General features: G+C 76.3%; 1 protein-coding gene. It reads left to right on the top strand.

Annotated features, from left to right (window positions below; all coding sequences use genetic code 11):
- The first annotated feature begins 8 nt into the window (after nucleotides 1-8).
- Nucleotides 9-20,237 carry a non-ribosomal peptide synthase/polyketide synthase gene (locus ACZ4U1_RS04010; protein ID WP_467899271.1) on the top strand — a complete coding sequence of 6,743 codons (20,229 nt, stop codon included), beginning with the start codon at nucleotides 9-11 and terminating at the stop codon, nucleotides 20,235-20,237.
- The last annotated feature ends 53 nt before the right edge of the window (nucleotides 20,238-20,290 follow it).

Genomic DNA, 20,290 nt, shown 5'->3' with positions numbered 1-20,290 from the left:
CGACGACCATGACGTCTTCGACCCCTTCGAACCCCTCCGGCTCCGCGCGGCCCTCCCGGCGGGACCGTGCCGAGGCGCTGCCCGAGGAGATGCGGGAGGCGCTGCGACGGCGGCTGGCCGGACGGGCCGGCGGCGCGGCCCCGGCCGCCCGGCAGGGCATCCCGCGCGCCGACCGGGACCGCCCGCTGCCGCTGTCCTTCGCACAAGCGCGGCTGTGGTTCCTGGACCGGCTGCGCCCCGGCGACCCCCGCTACAACAGCGCCGTCGCCGTCCGCCTCACCGGCACGCTGGACCGCGAGGCCCTGCGGGAGGCCCTCACCGCCGTCGTGGCCCGGCACGAGGCCCTGCGCACCACCTTCGAGGAGACCGACGGCCGCCCGGTGCAGCGCGTGCACCCCGCCGGCCCGGTGCCACTGCCGGTCCGGGACGCCGGCGACCTGGACGCGGACCTGCTGGCCGAGTACTCCCGCCCCTTCGACCTGCGGCACGGTCCGCTGCTGCGCGCCCTGCTGCTGCGCGAGTCCGCCACCGCGCACGTCCTGCTGCTGACGGCCCATCACATCGTCACGGACGGCTGGTCGATGGGCGTGGTCCAGGACGAGCTGTGCACCGTCTACGACGCCCTCGCCCGCGGCGCCCGACCGGACCTGCCCCCGCCGGCCACGCAGTACCCGGACTTCGCGGTGTGGCAGCGCGAACAGCTCTCCGGCCCCCGCCTGGAACGCCACCTCGCCTACTGGAAGGAGCAGTTGGCGGGCGCCGTCGCCCCGGAGCTGCCCCTGGACCGGCCCCGGCGCGGCGAGGAGGCGGGGCAGGGCGCCGTCCACACCTTCACGGTTCCGGCCCGCCTCACCGCCCGGCTGCGCGACCTCGCCAGAGAACAGCACAGCACCCTCCACACCGCCCTGGTCGCGGCCGTCCAGGCGCTGCTGGCCCGCTGGTCCGGCCAGGACGACATCACCGTCGGCTCCCTGACCCCCGGCCGGTCCCGCACCGACCTCGAACGGACCGTCGGGTTCTTCGTGAACACGGTCGTGCTCCGCACCCCGGTCGACGCCTCCGGCTCCTTCCGCGAGCTGCTGGCGAAGGCGGCCGGCACCGTGGGCGACGCCTTCGCGCACGGCGACACGCCGTTCGAGCGGATCGTGGAGGCGGTGGGCGCACCCCGCGAGGCGGGCCGCAACCCGCTGTTCGACGTCATGGTCCTGCTGCACCCCGACCCGCCCGCCGCGACCGCCCCGCGCGGCCTCGCCACCACCCCGGTCACCGTGCCCCGGCAGGCCGCCACCTTCGACCTGAGCATCGAGTTCGTGCCGGACGGCGCGGCGCTCACCGGCCTGCTGGAATACCGCACCGACCTGTTCGACGCGGTCACGGCCGAGCGGCTGGCCGGACAGCTGCTGCGCCTGCTGGAGGGCGCCGCCGAGGCACCGGACCGCCCACTGGGCAGCCTGCCCCTGCTGTCCGGGGACGAGATACGGCGTGTCGTCCACGACTGGAGCACCGGCCCGCTCCACCCCGTGGACGACACCACCTACCCGGTGCTCTTCGAGCGCCGGGCGGCCCGCACCCCCGACGCCCTCGCCCTCGTCGCGGGCGGCGAACGGCTGGACTACGCCACGCTCAACGCCCGCGCCAACCGGCTCGCCCACCACCTCATCGCGCTCGGCGCCGGCCCCGAACGGCTGGTCGCGCTGCGGCTGCCGCGCACCGCCGACATGATCACCGCGATCCTCGCCGTCTGGAAGTCCGGCGCCGGCTACCTGCCGCTGGACCCGGCCCTGCCCGAAGAACGCGTCCGCTACCTGCTGGACGACGCCCGCCCGGCCCTCGTCCTGGACGAGGCCGCCCTGCGCGCCGTACCCGCGACCGCCCCGGACACCGACCCCGCCGACGCCGACCGGCGCGCCCCGCTGCACCCCGAGCACACCGCGTACGTCATCCACACCTCCGGCTCCACCGGCCGCCCCAAGGGCGTCGCCGTGTCCCACCGCGCGGCGGCGCACCTGCTGGCCGCGCACCGGGCCGGCTTCGTCGCCGAGGCCGGCGGCGGCCCCCTCAGGGTCGCGCTCACCGCGTCCTTCTCCTTCGACACCTCCCTCGAAGGCGTGCTGCTGATGGCCGACGGCCACCCGCTGCACCTGGTCGACGAGACGACCCGGATGGACCCGGCCGCACTGGTCGAGTACGTCGTCGAACACCGCGTCGACTTCCTCGACGTCACCCCCTCCTACCTGCGGCAGCTGCTGCCCGCCGGCCTGCTCACCGACCCCCGGCACCGCCCCCGGGTCCTCATGCTCGGCGGCGAGGCGGTCGGGCCCGCGCTGTGGCGGGAACTGGCCGCCCACCCGGACGTGACCGCCCACAACTTCTACGGCCCGACCGAGTGCACCGTCGACGCGCTGTCCTGCCGCATCGACGCAGGCGACCGCCCGCTGGTGGGCCGACCCCTGCCCGGGGTACGCGCCTACGTGCTGGACGACCGGCTGCAACCGGTGCCGCCCGGCGTCGGCGGCGAGCTGTACCTCGCGGGCGCCCAGCTGGCCCGGGGCTACACCCACCGCCCCGGACTGACCGCCGCCCGTTTCCTCGCCGACCCCTACGGGCCGCCCGGCACCCGTATGTACCGCACCGGCGACCTGGCCCGCTGGACCGCCGACGGCCGCCTGGACTACCTCGGCCGCGCCGACGACCAGGTGAAGGTGCGCGGCCACCGCATCGAGCCCGGCGAGATCGAGGCCGCCCTGCTGGAGCTGCCCGGCATCGCCGCCGCCGCGGTGGTCGCCGTACCCGACGCGCACGGCCACACCCGTCTCGCCGCCTACGTCGTCCCCGCGCCCGGTACACCCCGGCCCGCCCCCGCCGAGCTGCGGGCTGCCCTGCGCCGCACCCTGCCGGACGCCCTGGTGCCCGCCTCCTTCACCCCGCTGGACGCGCTGCCGCTGACCACCAGCGGCAAACTGGACCGGCGCGCCCTGCCCGCTCCCGAAACCACCGAGCGCGACGGCGAGTTCGTGGCCCCGCGCACCCCCGACGAGGAGACGCTGGCCGCCATCTGGGCCGAGGTGCTCGGCGTGGCCCGGGTGGGCGTCACGGACAACTTCTTCGAGCTGGGCGGCGACTCCATCCTCAGCATCCAGACCGTCTCCCGCGCCCGCGCCGCCGGTCTGCGGATCGGCTCGCAGGACGTCTTCCGGCACCAGACGGTCGCCGATCTGGCCGCCGCCGCGTCCCACAGCGCCGCGGAGTCCCGCCGCACCGCCGACCTGCCCGCCCCCCGTCGCCCGCACGAGGACGGGCCCGCCCCGCTCACCCCGGTCCAGGAGTGGTTCCTCACCACGCACGGCCCGCTGCGGCACTTCAGCATGTCGATGCTGCTCGACCTGCCGTACGACCTGGACGAGCGGGCGCTGGAACGGGCGCTGGAGGCCCTGGTGGACCGCCACCCCGCCCTGCGTACCCGCTTCACCCGCACCGACGGCACCTGGCGGCAGCACCCCGGCACCGGCCCGGCCACCGGACTGCTCACCCGGCACGGCCCCGGGACCTCGCCGGAGGAGGCCGCCGAGGCCGCCCGCGCGGCGCTGGACCCGGCCACCGGCGCCCTGTTCCGCGCCGCCCTGCTCACCGGCGGACCCAGCCCGCAACTCTTCGTCACCGCCCACCACCTGGCGGTCGACAGCGTCTCCTGGCGGGTGCTGCTGGCCGGCCTGGAAGAGGCCTACCGGCAGGCCGCGGCGGGGGAGGAGCCCCGGCCGGAGCCCGAGCACACCCCGTTCGCCGACTGGGCGCGCGAGCTGGCCGGACGGGTGCGGGCCGGCGACCTGGACGACGACCTGCCCCACTGGACGCGGGAAACCGCGCTGCCGCGCACCCCGCTCCCCGTCGACCTCCCCGGCACCCCGCTCGCCGGATCCGTGCGCACCGTCCGCACCCGGCTGGACCGCGCCACCACCGAGGCCCTGCTGCGCCGCGTGCCGCCCGTCTACCGCACCCAGGTCAACGACGTACTGCTGAGCGCGCTGGCCCGGGTGCTGGCCGACTGGACCGGCACCGACCGGGTGACCGTCGCCCTGGAGGGCCACGGCCGGGAGGAGGACCTGGCCGAGGGCGCCGACCTGTCCCGCACCGTCGGCTGGTTCACCACCCAGTACCCGGTCACCCTGACCCCGGCGGGCCCCGCCGACTGGGGGGCCACGCTCAAGGCCGTCAAGGAAGCGCTGCGGGCGGTGCCCCGCCGCGGCCTGGGCTACCAGGCGCTGGGCCACCTCGGATCCCCCGACCGCGCCGCGCGGGCCCTCGCCGAACTCCCGCTGCCCGACGTGTGCTTCACCTACCACGGGCAGTGGGAGGCGCCCGCCGGGCGGGACTTCGCGCCCGCGGCCGACGTACCCGGCCGGGACATGGACCCCGGCGCCCCCCTCGACCACCTCCTGGACGTCTCCGCCCTGGTCGCCGACGGCGAGCTGGAGATCACCTGGCACTACAGCGACCAGGTGCACCGGGCCGGCACGGTACGGCAGTTGGCCGACGGCATGGTGCGCGCGCTCACCGGCATCGCCGAGCACTGCGCCCGGCCCGGCGCGGGCGGCCGTACCCCGTCCGACTTCCCGCTCGCGCGCCTCGACCAGGCCGGCGTGGACCGCCTCGCCGGGGACGGCCGGGACGTCGAGGAGCTGCTGCCGCTCACCCCGCTCCAGGAGGGCATGCTCTTCCACCGGCTGGTCGGCGGACCGGACGACGTCTACCTCGACCAGGCCGCCCTGCTGCTGGACGGGGTGACCGACCCCGACGCCCTCGCCCTGGCCTGGCAGCGGGTCACCGACCGCACCCCCGCGCTGCGCACCTCGGTGGTGTGGGAGGACGTACCGGTGCCGCTCCAGGTCGTGCACCGCCACGTCAGCGTGCCCGTCGAGCAGTTGGACTGGCGGGAACTGGACCCGGAGGAACGGGACCGACGGCTCGGCCGGCTGCGCGCGGACGACCTCGCGCGCGGCCTGGACCTCGGCACCGCACCCCTGATGCGCCTCACCCTCGTGCGGCTGCCCGAGGCCCGGTTGCAGCTGCTGTGGACCTCCCACCATCTGATCCTGGACGGCTGGAGCCTGGCCCAGGTGCTCACCGACGTGTTCGAGGAGTACGCGGCCCTCACCGCCGGCACCGCGTCCCGGCCCCCGGTACGGCGGCCGTTCGGCGACTATGTGCGCTGGCTCGCCGGCCAGGACACCGAGGCCGCCCGCGCGCACTGGCGGACCGTGCTCGCCGGGTTCGCCACCCCCACCCCGCTGCCCGCCGACCGCGTCCGGCGCCGGGACCACGAGACCCGCTCCGGCCGCGTGCACACCGCCGGACTGTCCGACGAGGTCTCCGCCCGGCTGGCCCGCACCGCCCGCGCGGCCGGACTCACCCTCGGCACCGTCGTGCAGGGCGCCTGGGCGCTGCTGCTGTCCCGCTACAGCGCCGAGCCGGACGTGCTGTTCGGCACCACCGTCTCCGGACGCCCCGACGACCTGCCCGGCGTCGAGTCGATGGTGGGCATGTTCATCAACACTCTGCCCACCCGCGTCCGCGTGGACGGCGGCCGCGGTGCCACCGCCTGGCTCCGGGAGCTCCAGCAGGCGCAGGCCGAGGCACGGCGGTTCGCGGCGGTGTCCCTGGCCGAACTGACCTCACTGAGCGACGTCCCCGCCGGCACCCCGCTGTTCGACAGCATGGTGGCCTTCGAGAACTACCCCTTCGACCAGGCCCGTTCGGCCGGTACGGGGATACGCCTGGCGGACGTCTCCGCCCGCGACGCCACCAACTACCCCCTCGTCCTGCGTGCCTACCAGGGCGAGCGGTTCGGTTTCGACCTCGCCTACGACCCCGAGCTGTTCGACGCCACGACGGTACGCGGCCTCGCCGACCGGCTGTGCCTGCTGCTCACCGAGCTGGCCGACGACCCGGACCGGCCCGTGCGCGCCCTCGCCTGGACGACCGCCGAGGAGCGGCGCCGGCTGCTCGCCGACGGGAACGGCACCGAGGAGGGCAGGCCCGCCGACACCCTCGACGCCCTGTTCGCCGCCCAGGCCGCCCGCACCCCCCACGCCGAGGCCGTCAGCTGCGGCGACGACCGGCTCGACTACGCCACCCTCGACGCGCGCGCGGGCCGGCTCGCCCACCGGCTCGCCGAACTCGGCGCCGGCCCCGAGACGTACGTGGCCCTCGCGCTGCCCCGCTCCACCGACCTCGTCGTGGCCGTCCTCGCCGTCCTCAAGACCGGCGCCGCCTACCTGCCCATCGACCCCGCGCTGCCCGCCGAACGCGTCCGGCAGCTGCTCGCGGACACCGGGCCGGTGGCCCTGGTGACCACCACGGGTACGGCAGTCGAAACAGCCGTACCGCTCCTCCCGCTGGACGAGCCCGGCGTCCGCGCCGACCTCGACCGGCGCCCGGCCGCCGGCCCGGCCCGCCGGGCGCTGCCCGAGAGCCCCGCCTACGCCATCTACACCTCCGGCTCCACCGGCCGGCCCAAGGGTGTCGTCGTCCCGCACGCGGGCGTGGTCCGGCTGTTCACCCGCACCCGGCAGTGGTTCGGCTTCGGCCCCGACGACGTGTGGACGCTGTTCCACTCCTACGCCTTCGACTTCTCGGTGTGGGAGCTGTGGGGCCCGCTGCTGCACGGCGGCCGGCTCGTGATCGTGCCCGAGGACACCGCCCGCTCCCCGGAGGACTTCCTGCGCCTGCTCGCCGACGAACAGGTCACCGTCCTCAACCAGACCCCCTCCGCGTTCTACCCGCTCAGCCGGGCGGACGCCGAACTCCCCGAGGTGAGCGCGCGGTTGGCGCTGCGCACGGTGATCTTCGGCGGCGAGGCGCTGGACGTGACCCGGCTCGCCGACTGGTACGCCCGCCACCCGGACACCGCGCCTCGCCTGGTCAACATGTACGGCATCACCGAGACCACCGTGCACGTCACCTACGCCCCGCTGGACCGCCGGGCGGCCGGCGCGGGCGCCGCGAGCCCCATCGGCACCGGCATCCCCGACCTGCGGCTGTACGTCCTCGACGACACGCTGCGGCCGGTGCCGCCCGGCGCCGTCGGCGAGCTGTTCGTCGCCGGCGAGGGCCTGGCGCGCGGCTACCTGAACCGGCCCGGCCTCACCGCGACCCGCTTCGTCGCCGACCCCTTCGGCAGGCCCGGCACCCGCATGTACCGCACCGGGGACCGGGTCCGCCGGCGGGCCGACGGCACCCTGGACTACCTGGGCCGCGCCGACCAGCAGGTCAAGATCCGCGGCTACCGCATCGAACCCGGGGAGATCGAGGCCGCCCTGCACAGCCACCCGGGCGTGGGCGCGGCCGCCGTCGGCGTGTACGAGGACACCGCCGGGACCCGCCGGCTGGTCGCCCACGTCGTCGGCACCGGCACCGGCGACCGCGCCGTACCGCCCCCGCCCGCCGCCGAACTCCGCGCCCACCTGGCCGGATTGCTGCCCGCGCACATGGTGCCGGCCGCCTACGTCCCGCTGGCCGCGCTGCCGCTCACCGTCAACGGCAAGCTCGACCGGCGCGCCCTGCCCGCGCCCGGCCCCGACGGCTTCGCCGCCGACACCACCCGGACCGCGCCGCGCACCCCGGCCGAGCGGCTGGTCGCCGCCGCGTGGACCGACGTCCTGGACACCGACGAGGTCGGCGCCGACGACGACTTCTTCGCCCTCGGCGGCGACTCCATCCTCGCCGTCCGCGTCACCTCCCGGCTGCGCGCCGCCTTCGGCACGGACGTCTCGCCCCGGCTGCTGTTCACCCACCCCACCCTGTCCGGCCTCGCGGCCGCGCTGGGCGAGCCCCGGGCCACGACTACCGCCGACGTGATCCCGGCCGCCGCCCCGGACGCGCCGGCACCGCTGTCGTACGCCCAGCAACGCCTGTGGTTCCTCGACCGGTTCGAGCCGGGCGGCACCGAGTACACGACCCTGTCCGCGCTGCGGTTGCGCGGCCCGCTCGACACCGCCGCCCTGCACACCGCCCTGGACGGTCTCGTCGCCCGGCACGAGGCCCTGCGCACCACGTTCGCCGAACACGACGGCCAGGCCCGGCAGACCGTCCACCCGCCGCGGCCCGTGGACCTCCCGCTGGACGACCTCGCGGACACCACCGCCCTGGACGCCCTCCTCGACCGCGAGGCCGCCACCCCCTTCGACCTGACCACCGGGCCGCTCTTCCGGGCCCGCCTGGCCCGGCTCGCCCCCGACGAGCACGTCCTCGTCCTGGCCGCGCACCACATCGTCACCGACGGCTGGTCCACCGGCGTACTGGCCCGGGACCTGGGCGAGCTGTACACGGCGGCCCTGACGGACCGCCGCCCCGACCTGCCCGACCTGCCCGTCCGCTACACCGACTACGCCGCCTGGCAGCGCACCCGCGCCGAACGCGCCGAGGCCGAACTCGCCCACTGGCGCCGGGCCCTGGACGGCGTGACCCCGCTGGAGCTGCCCACCGACCGGCCGCGCCCCGCCGTCCGCACCCGCGACGGCGCCCTGGTGACCTTCACCCTGCCCGCCGCGCTCACCGAGCGGCTGCGCGAGCGGGGCCGGGAGTCCGACGCCACCCTCTACATGACCCTGGTGACGGCCTGCCAGGTCCTGCTCGCCCGGTGGGCGGGCCAGGAGGACGTCAGCGTCGGCACCGTCACCGCAGGCCGCGAACGGCCCGAACTCCACGACGTGGTCGGCATGTTCGTCAACACCCTGGTGCTGCGCGCCCGGGTCCGCCCCGGACTGCCCTTCCGGGAACTGCTCGCCGAGGTCCGCACCACCGTCCTGGAGGCGTTCGCCCACCAGGAGGTCCCCTTCGAGCGTGTCGTGGACGCGGTCCAGCCCGAGCGGGACACCAGCCGCACCCCGCTGTTCCAGGTCATGGTCGCCCTGCACAACCTCGGTGCCGCACCGCCCCGGCTGCCCGGCCTGGCGGTGGAGCCGCTGACCCCGCCGGTCCGCACCGCCACCTACGACCTCGCCTTCGACTTCGTGGAGTCCGACGGCGGGCTCACCGGCCACCTGGAGTACAACACCGGACTGTTCGACGCCGACACCGCCGAACGCCTCGCCGCCCGGCTGCGCATCCTGCTGGAGGCCGCCGCCCAGGACCCCGGGCTGCCCGTGGGCCGGCTGCCGCTGATGACCGACGACGAGCACCGGCAGGTCCTCGGGTACGGGCAGGGCACCCGGCTGCCCGAGCCGGACACCACCTTCCCCGCCCTGTTCGAGGCCCAGGCCGCCCGCACCCCGCACCACACCGCCCTGGTGGCCCGCGACACCACCCTGGACCTCGCCGCGCTCAACCAGCGCGCCAACCGGCTCGCGCACCACCTCATCGCCCAGGGCGCGGGCCCCGAGGACGTCGTCGCCGTACGGCTCCCGCGCACCTCCGACCTGATGGTGGCGCTCCTCGCCGTCCTCAAGGCGGGCGCGACTCTCCTCTGCCTCGACCCCGGACTCCCGCGGGAACGCCAGGACTTCCTCCTCGCCGACGCCCGCCCCCACACCCTGCTCACCGACCTCGGCACCGTCCCCTGGGACCGGCTGCCCGCCCACGACCCGACCGACGCCGACCGCGTCCGGCCCCTGCTGCCCGAGCACACCGCGTACCTCGTCCACACCTCCGGCTCCACCGGCCGCCCCAAGGGCGTCGCCGTCGAACACCGCCAGCTGGTCAACCTCTGCCACGACCACCGCGCGGGCCTGCTCGCCCCGCACACCGCCGGCGGACGGCGGCTGCGGGCCGCGCTCAGCGCCTCCTTCTCCTTCGACACCTCCTGGGAAGGGCCGCTGCTGCTCGCCCTCGGACACGAGGTCCACCTCGTCGACGAGGACGTGCGCCTGGACCCGGAGGCCTTCTGTGCCCAGGTCGCCGCCCGCCGCCTCGACCTGGTGAACGTCACCCCGTCCTTCCTGCGCGAACTCACCGCCGCCGGACTGCTCGCCCCCGGCCGCCACCACCCGCGCCTGCTGCTCGTCGGCGGCGAGGCCGTCACCCCGGCGGGCTGGCGCGAACTCGTGCGCGCCGAACGGGAGCTGGGCGTGGCGGTGTACAACATGTACGGGCCCACCGAGTGCACCGTCGACGCCGTCTACGGCCGCGCCGGCGACCGGCCCGACCGCCCGGCCATCGGCCGGCCCGGCGGCAACCTGCGCGCCTACGTCCTCGACGGCGCCCTGCGCCCGGTGCCGCCCGGGGTGCCCGGCGAGCTGTACCTGGCCGGGGCACAGGTGGCCCGCGGCTACCTCAACCAGCCCGGTCTCACCGCCGCCCGCTTCCTCGCCGACCCGTACGGCGCGCCGGGGGAGCGGATGTACCGCACCGGGGACCGGGCCCGCTGGGACCGGGACGGGCTGCTGGAGTTCCTGGGCCGGGTGGACGAACAGGTCAAGATCCGCGGGTTCCGCATCGAGCCCGGCGAGGTGGAGGCCGCACTCCTGGACCACCCGGACGTCGCCGACGCCGCGGTCACCGCCCGCGAACACGCCGGCCGGCTCATGCTCGTCGGCTATGTGGTGCCGTCCGCCGGCCGCACCCCGTCCGCCGACGAACTGCGGCTCGCCCTGCGCCGTACCCTGCCCGACCACATGGTGCCCGCCGCGTTCGTCCCGCTGGCCCGCATCCCCCGCACCACCACCGGCAAGACCGACCGGCGCGCCCTGCCCGCCCCGCCCGCCCAGCCCGACAGCACCACCCCGTACGTCGCCCCCCGGGCCGGCGCCGAGGAGCGGCTGGCGGCGATCTGGGCGGAGGTGCTCGGCGTCGAACGGGTCGGCGCCCGCGACAACTTCTTCGCGCTCGGCGGCGACTCGATCCTGAGCATCCAGATCGTCTCCCGCGCCCGGCAGGCCGGACTCGCCCTCACCACCAAGGACGTCTTCCGCCACCAGACGGTCGCCGAACTCGCCCTGCGCATCCGCGAGTCGGCCCCACGGCCGGCCGCCGAGGAGGAGACGGCCGAGGCGCCGCTCACCCCGATCCAGCACTGGTACCTGGACGGCCGCGAACCCGGGCAGCGGCTCCGGTTCACCATGACCCAGCGCCTCGAACTCGCCGCCGGCACGGACGGGCCGGCGCTTCGGTCCGCCGTCGACGCCCTCGTACGCCACCACCCGGCCCTGCGCACCCGGTTCCACCGCACCGGCGACGGCTGGTGCCAGGAGGTGCTGCCCGAGGCCCCGGACGGCGTCTTCACCCGCCACGACATGGCCGCACTGGACGACGCGGCGCTGGAGCGCGAGGTGCAGCGGCTCACGGACGAGACGCAGGCCGCACTCGACCCCCTCACGGGCCGGGCCGTCCGCGTCCTGTTCTTCGACCGGGGCCCCGAGCTGCCGGCACAACTGGTCGTCACGGCCCACCACCTGGTGATCGACGGGGTCTCCTGGCGCATCCTGCTGGCGGACCTGGAGACCGCCCACCAGGCCGCCGCGGCCGGCCGCGACGTCGAGCTGCCCGCCACGGGTACCTCCTACGGCCACTGGGCCGCACGGCTCGACCGGCACACCCGCTCCGGCGCGCTGGACGCCGACCTGCCGCACTGGACGCGCACCTGCGCGGCACCGGCCGAGCTGCCCGCCGGGCGGCCCGGCCCGAACACCCACGGCACCGCCGCCACCCTCACGGTCACCCTGGACGAGGAGACCACCGACGCCCTGCTGCGGCAGGTCCCCGAGACCTACCGCACCCAGGTCAACGACGTCCTGCTCAGCGCCCTCGGCCGCACCCTGGCCCGCTGGTGCGGGCGGGACACCGTCCTGCTCGGCGTGGAGGGCCACGGCAGGGAAGACCTCTTCGACGACGTGGACCTCTCCCGCACCGTCGGCTGGTTCACCGCCGAGTACCCGCTCGCCCTGCGCGTCGACCCGGACGCCGGCTGGCACGACACCCTCCGTACGGTCAAGGAGCAGCTGCGCGCGGTGCCGTCGCGCGGCTTGAGCCACGGCGCCCTGCGCCACCTCGTCCCCGGCAGCCCGCTCGCCGGTGCCCCGGCGCCGCAGGTCGGCTTCAACTACCACGGACAGTGGGACACGGGCGGCACCGGCGGCCTGTTCCGCGGCGCCCTGCCCCCGGCCGGCCGGGACACCGACCCCGACGAACCCCGTCCCTACGTCCTGGACATCACCGGAGTGGTACAGCAGGGCCGCCTGGAACTCGGCTGGACCTACCCGGCGGCCGTCCACGACGAGGACACCGTCCGCCGGCTCGCCGAGGAGACGCTCGCCGCCCTGCGGGACATCGTGGCCCACTGCGCCCACCCCGACGCGGGCGGCCGCACCCCCTCCGACTTCCCCCTCGCCGGTCTCGGCCAGGACCAGCTGGACGGGCTCGTCGGCACCGGCCGGCACGTCGAGGACGTCCTGCCGCTCACCCCGCTCCAGTCCGGCATGCTCTTCCACGGCCTGGTGGACACCGAGCACGCCTACTTCGACCGTACGGCCGTACGGCTGTCCGGGGTGTCCGACCCGCGCGCCTTCGCCGCCGCCTGGCAGCAGGTCGCCGACCGCACCCCGGCGCTGCGCACCAGCGTCCACTGGCAGGGCCTGCCCCACCCCGTTCAGGTCGTCCACCACCGCGCCGAGCTGCCCGTCACCCACCTCGACTGGCGCGCCCTCACGCCCGAGCGGCGCGCCGAGGCCACCGAGCGGCTGCTCGCCGAGGACCGCGCCGCGGGCATGGACCTCACCACCGCGCCGCTGACCCGTCTCACCCTGGCCGCCCTGCCCGGCGACGAGGTGCTGCTGCTGTGGTCCACCCACCACATCGTCCTCGACGGCTGGAGCACCGGGCAGCTGCTCACCGAGGTGTGCGAGCGGTACGCCGCCCTGACCGGCGGCCCGGACCCGGTGCCCCCGGCACGGCGGCCCTTCGCCGACTTCCTGCACTGGCTGCGCGAGCAGGACGAGACGGCGGCCGAACGGCACTGGGCCGACACGCTGGCCGGGTTCACCGCCCGCACCCCGCTGCCGTACGACCGCACCCCCGCCGAGGCCCACCGGGCCCGCTCCGCCGCGGCCGTCCACCGCGAGCTGGACCCGGGGGTCTCGGGCCGGCTGCGGGAGACCGCCGCCCGCGCGGGCCTCACCGTCAACACCGTGGTGGAGGGCGCCTGGGCGCTGCTGCTGGCCCGCTCCAGCGGCCGCGACGACGTGGTGTTCGGCACCACCGTCTCCGGCCGCCCGGCCGAACTGCCCGGCGTCGAAGGCATGATCGGCATGTTCATCAACACCGTGCCGACCCGCGTCCGCGTCCCCGCCGGGCCGGTGCTGCCCTGGCTGCGCGGTCTGCAGGACCGGCAGAGCGACGCCCGCCGCTTCGACTTCCTCGCCCTGCCCCGCATCCAGGCCGTCAGCGAAGTCCCGCCCGGCGAGCCGCTGTTCGACAGCATGGTGGTGTTCGAGAACTACCCCGTGGACGAGGCGGCCACCGCCCGCACCGGCGTCCGCGTCGAGGAGGTCCGCGCCGACGACGCCACCACCTTCCCCTGGTGCCTGCGCGCCCACCTGGCCGGACGGCTCGGCTTCGACCTCGCCTATGACCCCGCCATGTTCGACCCCGGCACCGCCGAGCGCGCCGCGGACCGGCTGGCCGCCCTGCTCACCGCCCTCGCCGACGGGTTCGACACCGACCTGGCCGGCCTGGACCTGCTCACCCCGGCCGACCGCGACCTGCTGGCCGCCTGGAACACCACCGCCCGCCCGGCCGCCCCGGCGAGCCCGGTGGACCTCTTCGCCGAGCAGGCCCGCCGCACCCCGGACGCCATCGCGGTACGGGACGGCGACCGCGAGCTGTCCTACCGCCGACTGGCCGACTGGGCCGGTGCGTTGGCCGGTCGGCTGGTGGCCGGCGGGCTGGCGGCCGAGGACCGGGTGGCCCTGCTGATGGACCGCTCCGCCGAACTCGTCGTCGCCCAGCTCGCCGTGCTCATGGCCGGCGGCGCCTACGTCCCCGTCGACACCCGGGCACCCGAGGAACGCCGCCGCACCCTGCTCGCCCAGGCGGGCACGACGGTCCGGCTCACCACCGCCGAGGTGGCCGCCGCCCGCACAGGCGCGGTGGACGACCGGACACCGACCGCCGACGTGTCGCCCACCGACACCGGCCGACCGACCGCGGAGCGTACCCCGGGCTCCGGCCTCGGCCTGTCGGCGCCCGGTACGGGTGAGGGGGCGGAGCGTGTTCCGGGCTCCGGTCTCGGCCTGTCGGCGCCCGGTACGGGTGAGGAGGCGGAGCGGACTCCGGGCTTCGGCCCCGGCCTGTCGGCGCACGGCATGCGCGTGGAAGCGGAGGGCGCCCCGGCCCCGGAGCCCGGCCGGCCCGCGCCCGGCGCCCTGGCGCGGCGGATGCCGGACGCCGATCCCGACCGGCTGGCCTACGTGATGTTCACCTCCGGCTCCACCGGCCTGCCCAAGGCGGTCGCGGTGCGGCACCGGGACGTTGCGGCGCTGGCCACCGACAGCCGGTTCGCCGGCGGGGTCTGCGACCGGGTGCTGCTGCATTCGCCGGTGGCCTTCGACGCCGCCACCTTCGAGGTGTGGGCACCGCTGCTGAACGGCGGCTGCGTGGTCGTGGCCCCGGGCGGCAGCGTGGACGCGGCCCTGCTGCGCCGGCTGGCCGCCGACGAGGGGCTGACCGCGCTGTGGCTGACCGCCGGACTGTTCCGGCTGCTCGCGCAGGACGCCCCCGACTGCTTCCGGGGCCTGACCCAGGTGTGGACCGGCGGCGACGTCGTCCCCGCCCAGGCCGTGCGCCGGGTGCTGGCCGCCTGCCCGGGCCTGACCGTCGTGGACGGCTACGGGCCCACCGAGACCACGACCTTCGCGACCTCCCACGCCCTCACGGACCCGGCGGCCGTCCCCGGCACCGTCCCCATCGGCCGGCCGCTGGACGACATGCGCGTGCACCTTCTCGACGCCCGGCTGCGGCCCGTACCACCCGGCTGCGCGGGCGAGATGTACCTGGCCGGCGAGGGCGTCGCCCGCGGCTATCTGGGCCGCCCCGGAGACACCGCCGCCCGCTTCCTCGCCGACCCCTGGGGCCCGCCCGGCGCCCGTATGTACCGCACGGGCGACCTGGCCCGGCGGCTGCCGGACGGCACCGTCGAGTTCCTGGGCCGCGCCGACGACCAGGTGAAGATCCGGGGCTTCCGGGTGGAGCCCGGCGAGGTCGAGGCCGTGCTCGCCGCCCACCCGGACGTCGTGGACGTCGCCGTGCTGGCCCGCGAGGACCGCCCGGGCGCCAAACGGCTCGTGGCCTACGTCGTCGGACCGGCCGGGGCGGACCCCGAGGAGCTGCGGGCCTTCGCCGCCCGTACGCTGCCCGACTACCTCGTCCCCACCGCCGTCGTCCAGCTCGACGCCCTCCCGCTCAGCCGCAACGGCAAGGTCGACCGGGCGGCCCTGCCCGCACCGGAGGCCCTGCCGGGGCGCGTCCGGGTCGAGCCGCGCACCGAGGCCGAGCGCCGCACGGCCGCCGTCTTCGGCGAGGTGCTCGGCAGCGAACCACCCGGTGTGGAGGACGACTTCTTCCAGCTCGGCGGCGACTCGATCCTCAGCATCCGGCTCGCCTCCCGCCTCGCCGAGACCTTCGACACCGACCTCACCCCGCGCGAGGTGTTCACCCACCCGACCCCGGCCGGCCTGGCCCGCCTGCTCGGCACCCGGCAGGGCAGCGGCCGGGCGGTGATCGTCCCGACCGCCCGCGACGGGGCCGCACCGATGTCGTACGCCCAGCAACGCCTCTGGTTCCTGGAGGAGTTCGCCCCTGGCGGCGCGGAGTACGTGACCGCGCTCGCCCTCCGGCTGCGCGGCGCCCTGGACACCGGCGCCCTGCGCGCGGCCCTCGCCGCCCTCGTGGCCCGGCACGAGTCGCTGCGCACCACCTTCGACAGCGTCGACGGACACGGCGTACAGCTCGTCCACCCGCCCCACGACGTACCCCTGCCCGTGCGGGACCTGTCCGGTGCCGCCGAACCCGCGGCGGCGCTGCGGGAGTTGCTCGCCGAGGAACGCTCCCGCCCCTTCGACCTGCGTCAGGGGCCGCTGCTGCGCACCGGACTGGTCCGGCTGGCCGAGCAGGACCACGTCCTCACCCTCACCCTGCACCACATCGTCACCGACGGCTGGTCCACCTCCGTCCTGCTCGGCGACCTCGCCCACTTCTACCGCGCCGGACTCGGCGCCGAGCGAGACGAGTTGCCGCCGCTGCCGGTGCAGTACGCCGACTACGCGCACTGGCAGCGCGCCGCCGGCGACAGGGGTGCGGACCTCGCCTACTGGAAGCGGCAACTGGCCGACACCGCACCGCTGGAGCTGCCCACCGACCGGCCCCGCCCGCCGGTGCGGACCAGCGCCGGCGCGACCACCCGGCTGGTCGTGCCCGCCGGGACCGTCCGGCGGCTGACCCGGCTCGCCCGGGAACACGGGACCACCCTGTTCACCACGCTCGTCGCCGCCGCCCAGGCCTACCTCGCCCGGCTCTCCGGCACCGAGGACATCGCCGTCGGCACCGTCACCTCCGGCCGCGACCGGCCCGAGACCCAGGGCGTCGTCGGGTTCTTCGTCAACACCCTGGTGCTGCGCTCCCGGGCCGGGGCCGAGGAGCCCTTCACCGGGTTCCTCACCGCCGTACGGCAGACCGTCCTCGACGCCTTCGCCCACCAGGACGTGCCGTTCGAGCGGGTCGTGGACGAGGTGGACCCGGTCCGCGACCCCAGCCGCAGCCCGCTCTTCCAGGTCATGGTCGTCCTGCAGAACACTCCGGCCGCCGCCCTCGACCTGCCCGGACTGGACGTCACCGACGTCGAACCGGACTCCGAGCAGGCCGCGTTCGACCTCACCCTGGAGTTCGCCGAGACCGGCTCCGGCGACCTGCACGGCCTGCTCACCTACAACACCGACCTGTTCGACCCGGCCACCGCCGAACGCATGGCCGGACAGCTCGGCACCCTGCTGCACGCCGTCGCCGAGGACCCGGGCCGCCCGCTCGGCGCCCTGCCGCTGACCTCCGACGACGAGCTGAAGACCCTGCTGGAGCAGGGCCGGGGCACCTTCCGCCCGGTGCCCGAGTCCACCCTGCCCGCCCTCTTCGAACGGCAGGCGGCCCGTACGCCGGACGCGGTGGCCCTCGTGGACGGCGAGCGGGAACTGACGTACGCGGAGGTGGACCGGGCCGCCAACCGGCTCGCCCACCGGCTCCTGCGGGACGGGGTCGGACCGGAGCGGGTCGTCGCGCTGGCGCTGCCCCGCTCGGCGGCGGCCGTGGTGGCCCAGCTCGCGGTCGCCAAGGCCGGCGGTGCCTTCCTGCCCGTGGACCCCGACTACCCGCCGCAGCGCCGGGAGTTCATGATCCGGGACGCGGGCGCCCATCTGGTCCTCGGCGACCCGGCCCAGGTGTGGGCCGCCGACGGGCCCGAGACGGCACCCACGGACGCCGACCGCACGGCGCCGCTCACGCCGGCCCACCCCGCCTACCTCATCTACACCTCCGGCTCCACCGGCACCCCCAAGGGCGTGGTGGTCACCCACCGCGGCCTCGCCTCCTTCGCCGCGGCCGCCGCCGAACAGTACGCGGCGGGCCCCGGCGACCGGGTCCTGCAGTTCGCCTCGCCCAGCTTCGACGCCTCCGTGCTGGAGCTGTGCGTCTCCCTGCTCGGCGGGGCCGCGCTGGTCACCGGCGAGGAGGGGCCGCTGGTCGGGGAGCGGCTGGCCGAGGTGCTCGCCGAGCGGCACGTCAGCCACGCCCTGATCCCCCCGGCGGCGCTGGCCACCGTCCCGCCGGAGACCGCCGCGGCACTGCCCCGCCTGCGCACGCTCATCGTGGGCGCCGAGGCCTGCCCCGCCGACCTGGTCGACACCTGGGCCCCCGGCCGCCGCATGATCAACTCCTACGGGCCCACCGAGGCCACCGTCGTCGCCACCTGGACCGGCCCGCTGACCCCGGGCACCGGCGCCCCGCCCATCGGCCGCCCCGCGGCCGGCACCCGCGTCCGCGTGCTCGACGCCGCCCTGCGTCCCGTACCGCCCGGCGTGACCGGCGAGCTGTACCTCGCGGGGCCCGGGCTCGCCCGCGGCTACCTGGGCCGGCCCGGCCTCACCGCCCAGCGGTTCGTCGCCGACCCGTTCGGCGCGCCGGGAGAGCGGATGTACCGCACCGGGGACCTGGTCCGCTGGACCGCCGACGGCCGGCTCGTCTTCGCCGGACGCGCCGACGACCAGGTCAAGCTGCGCGGCTTCCGCATCGAGCCCGGCGAGATCGAGAGCGCACTGCGCCGCAGCCCCCTGGTCCGGGACGCGGTCGTGGCCGTACGCGCGGAGGAGACGCCCGGCGCGCCCGCCCGGCTCGTCGCCTACGTCGTCCCGGCCGAGCCGTCCGGCGCCGGGCTGCCCGTCGGCGAGCTGCGGCTGCACCTGGCCGGGCTGCTGCCCCCGCACATGGTCCCGGCGGTCTTCGTCACCCTCGACCGGCTGCCGCTCACCCCGAACGGCAAGACCGACCGGCGGGCCCTGCCCGCACCCGGGCCCGTGCAGGCCGCGGACGGCCCCAGGACCGCGCCGCGCACCGACACCGAACGCCGGATCGCCCGTATCTGGGCCGATGTGCTGGGCATCGAGGAGGTCGGCGCCGACGACAACTTCTTCGCGCTCGGCGGCGACTCCGTCCTCAGCATGCAGGTCGTCTCCCGGCTGCGCCGTGACGGGCTGCACGTCGCCACCCGGGACCTGTTCACGCACCAGACGGTGGCCGAACTCGCCACCGTGGTCCGCGCCGTGTCCCGGCGGACCGGGGACGGCCCGGTGACCGGCGAGGTGCCGCTCACCCCGATCCAGGAGTGGTTCCTCACCACCCCGCGCGCCGCCCACCACCACTTCAACCAGTCCGCGCTGCTCGAACTCGACGGCACCCCCGACCCGCGGGCGCTGCGCGCCGCCCTCGACGCGCTGCTGGAGCACCACGACGCGCTGCGCATGCGGTTCACCCGGGACGCCGACGGCTGGCGGCAGTTCAACCCGCCGCCCGCCGTCGGCCACGACCTCCTCGTCCGGCACGACCTGACCGGCCTCTCCCCGGAGGAGGCCGACACGGCCATGGCCAAGGCCGCCGACGAACTCCACGCGAGCTTCGACCTGTCCGACGGTCCGCAGCTGCGGGCGGCCCTGTTCACCGGGGACCCGGACCGGCCCGCCTTCCTCCTCCTCGTCGCCCACCACCTGGTCGTGGACGCCGTCTCCTGGCGCATCCTCCGCGACGACCTGGAGACCGCCTACCGGCAGGCCGTCCAGGGCGAGACCGTCACCCTGGGGGAGCGGAGCACCAGCTTCCGGGACTGGGCCCGAGGACTGGCCGGGTACGTCGCCGAGGGCGGCCTCGACCAGGAACTGCCCTACTGGGAACAAGCGGTGCGCACCGAGGAAGCACCCGCCCCGGCACCCGGCGAGGGGTCCGTATCCAGGGAGGGGTCCGCATCCGACGAGGGGTCCCTGTCCGGTGAGGCCCCGGCATCCCCCACCGCCCCGATCGCCCCGGTCGCCACGGTCGGCGTGGAACTCGGCGAGGAGGACACCACGGCCCTGCTGCGCTCCGCGCCCGCCGCCTACCGCACCCGGGTCAACGACGTACTGCTCGCCGCGCTCGCCCTGGCGCTGGCCCGCTGGACCGGACGCGACCGGGTCCGTCTGGACCTGGAGGGACACGGCCGCGAGGACCTGCTCGACGGCGTCGACCTCTCCCGCACCGTCGGCTGGTTCACCACCGTCTACCCGGTCGCCCTCCAGGTGCCCGACCCCGGCGACCTCGGCCCCGACCGCGACTGGCGGTCCCTGGTGAAGTCGGTGCGCCGCCAGCTGCGCGCCGTACCCGGCAACGGCATCGGCTTCGGCGCGCTGCGCACCTTCGGCCCGCCCGAGGTCCGCGCACGCCTCGGCGGCAGCGCGCACAGCCAGGTGGTGTTCAACTACCTCGGCCAGTGGGACGCCCGCCCCGAGACCGCCGACGGCGGCCTGGTCCGCGCCGAACACGGCTCCTTCGGGCAGGACCACGACCCCCGGGACCCGGGCTCACATCTGCTGGAGGTGGTGGGCGCGGTGCAGCACGGCCGGCTCTCCTTCACCTGGCACCACCGGCCCGGCGTCCACGACACGGCGACCGTGCGCCGGGTGGCCGAGGAGTTCGCCGCGGCCCTGCGCCACCTCGCCCGGCACGCCCGGGGAGGCCGGTGACGACCCTCCGGACCCGCGAGGCGCCGGCCCGCCGCACCGCCCGGCCCGGCCCC

Source organism: Streptomyces sp. NPDC028928 (assembly GCF_055564915.1).
This window is presented reverse-complemented; position numbering and strand designations above follow the sequence as displayed.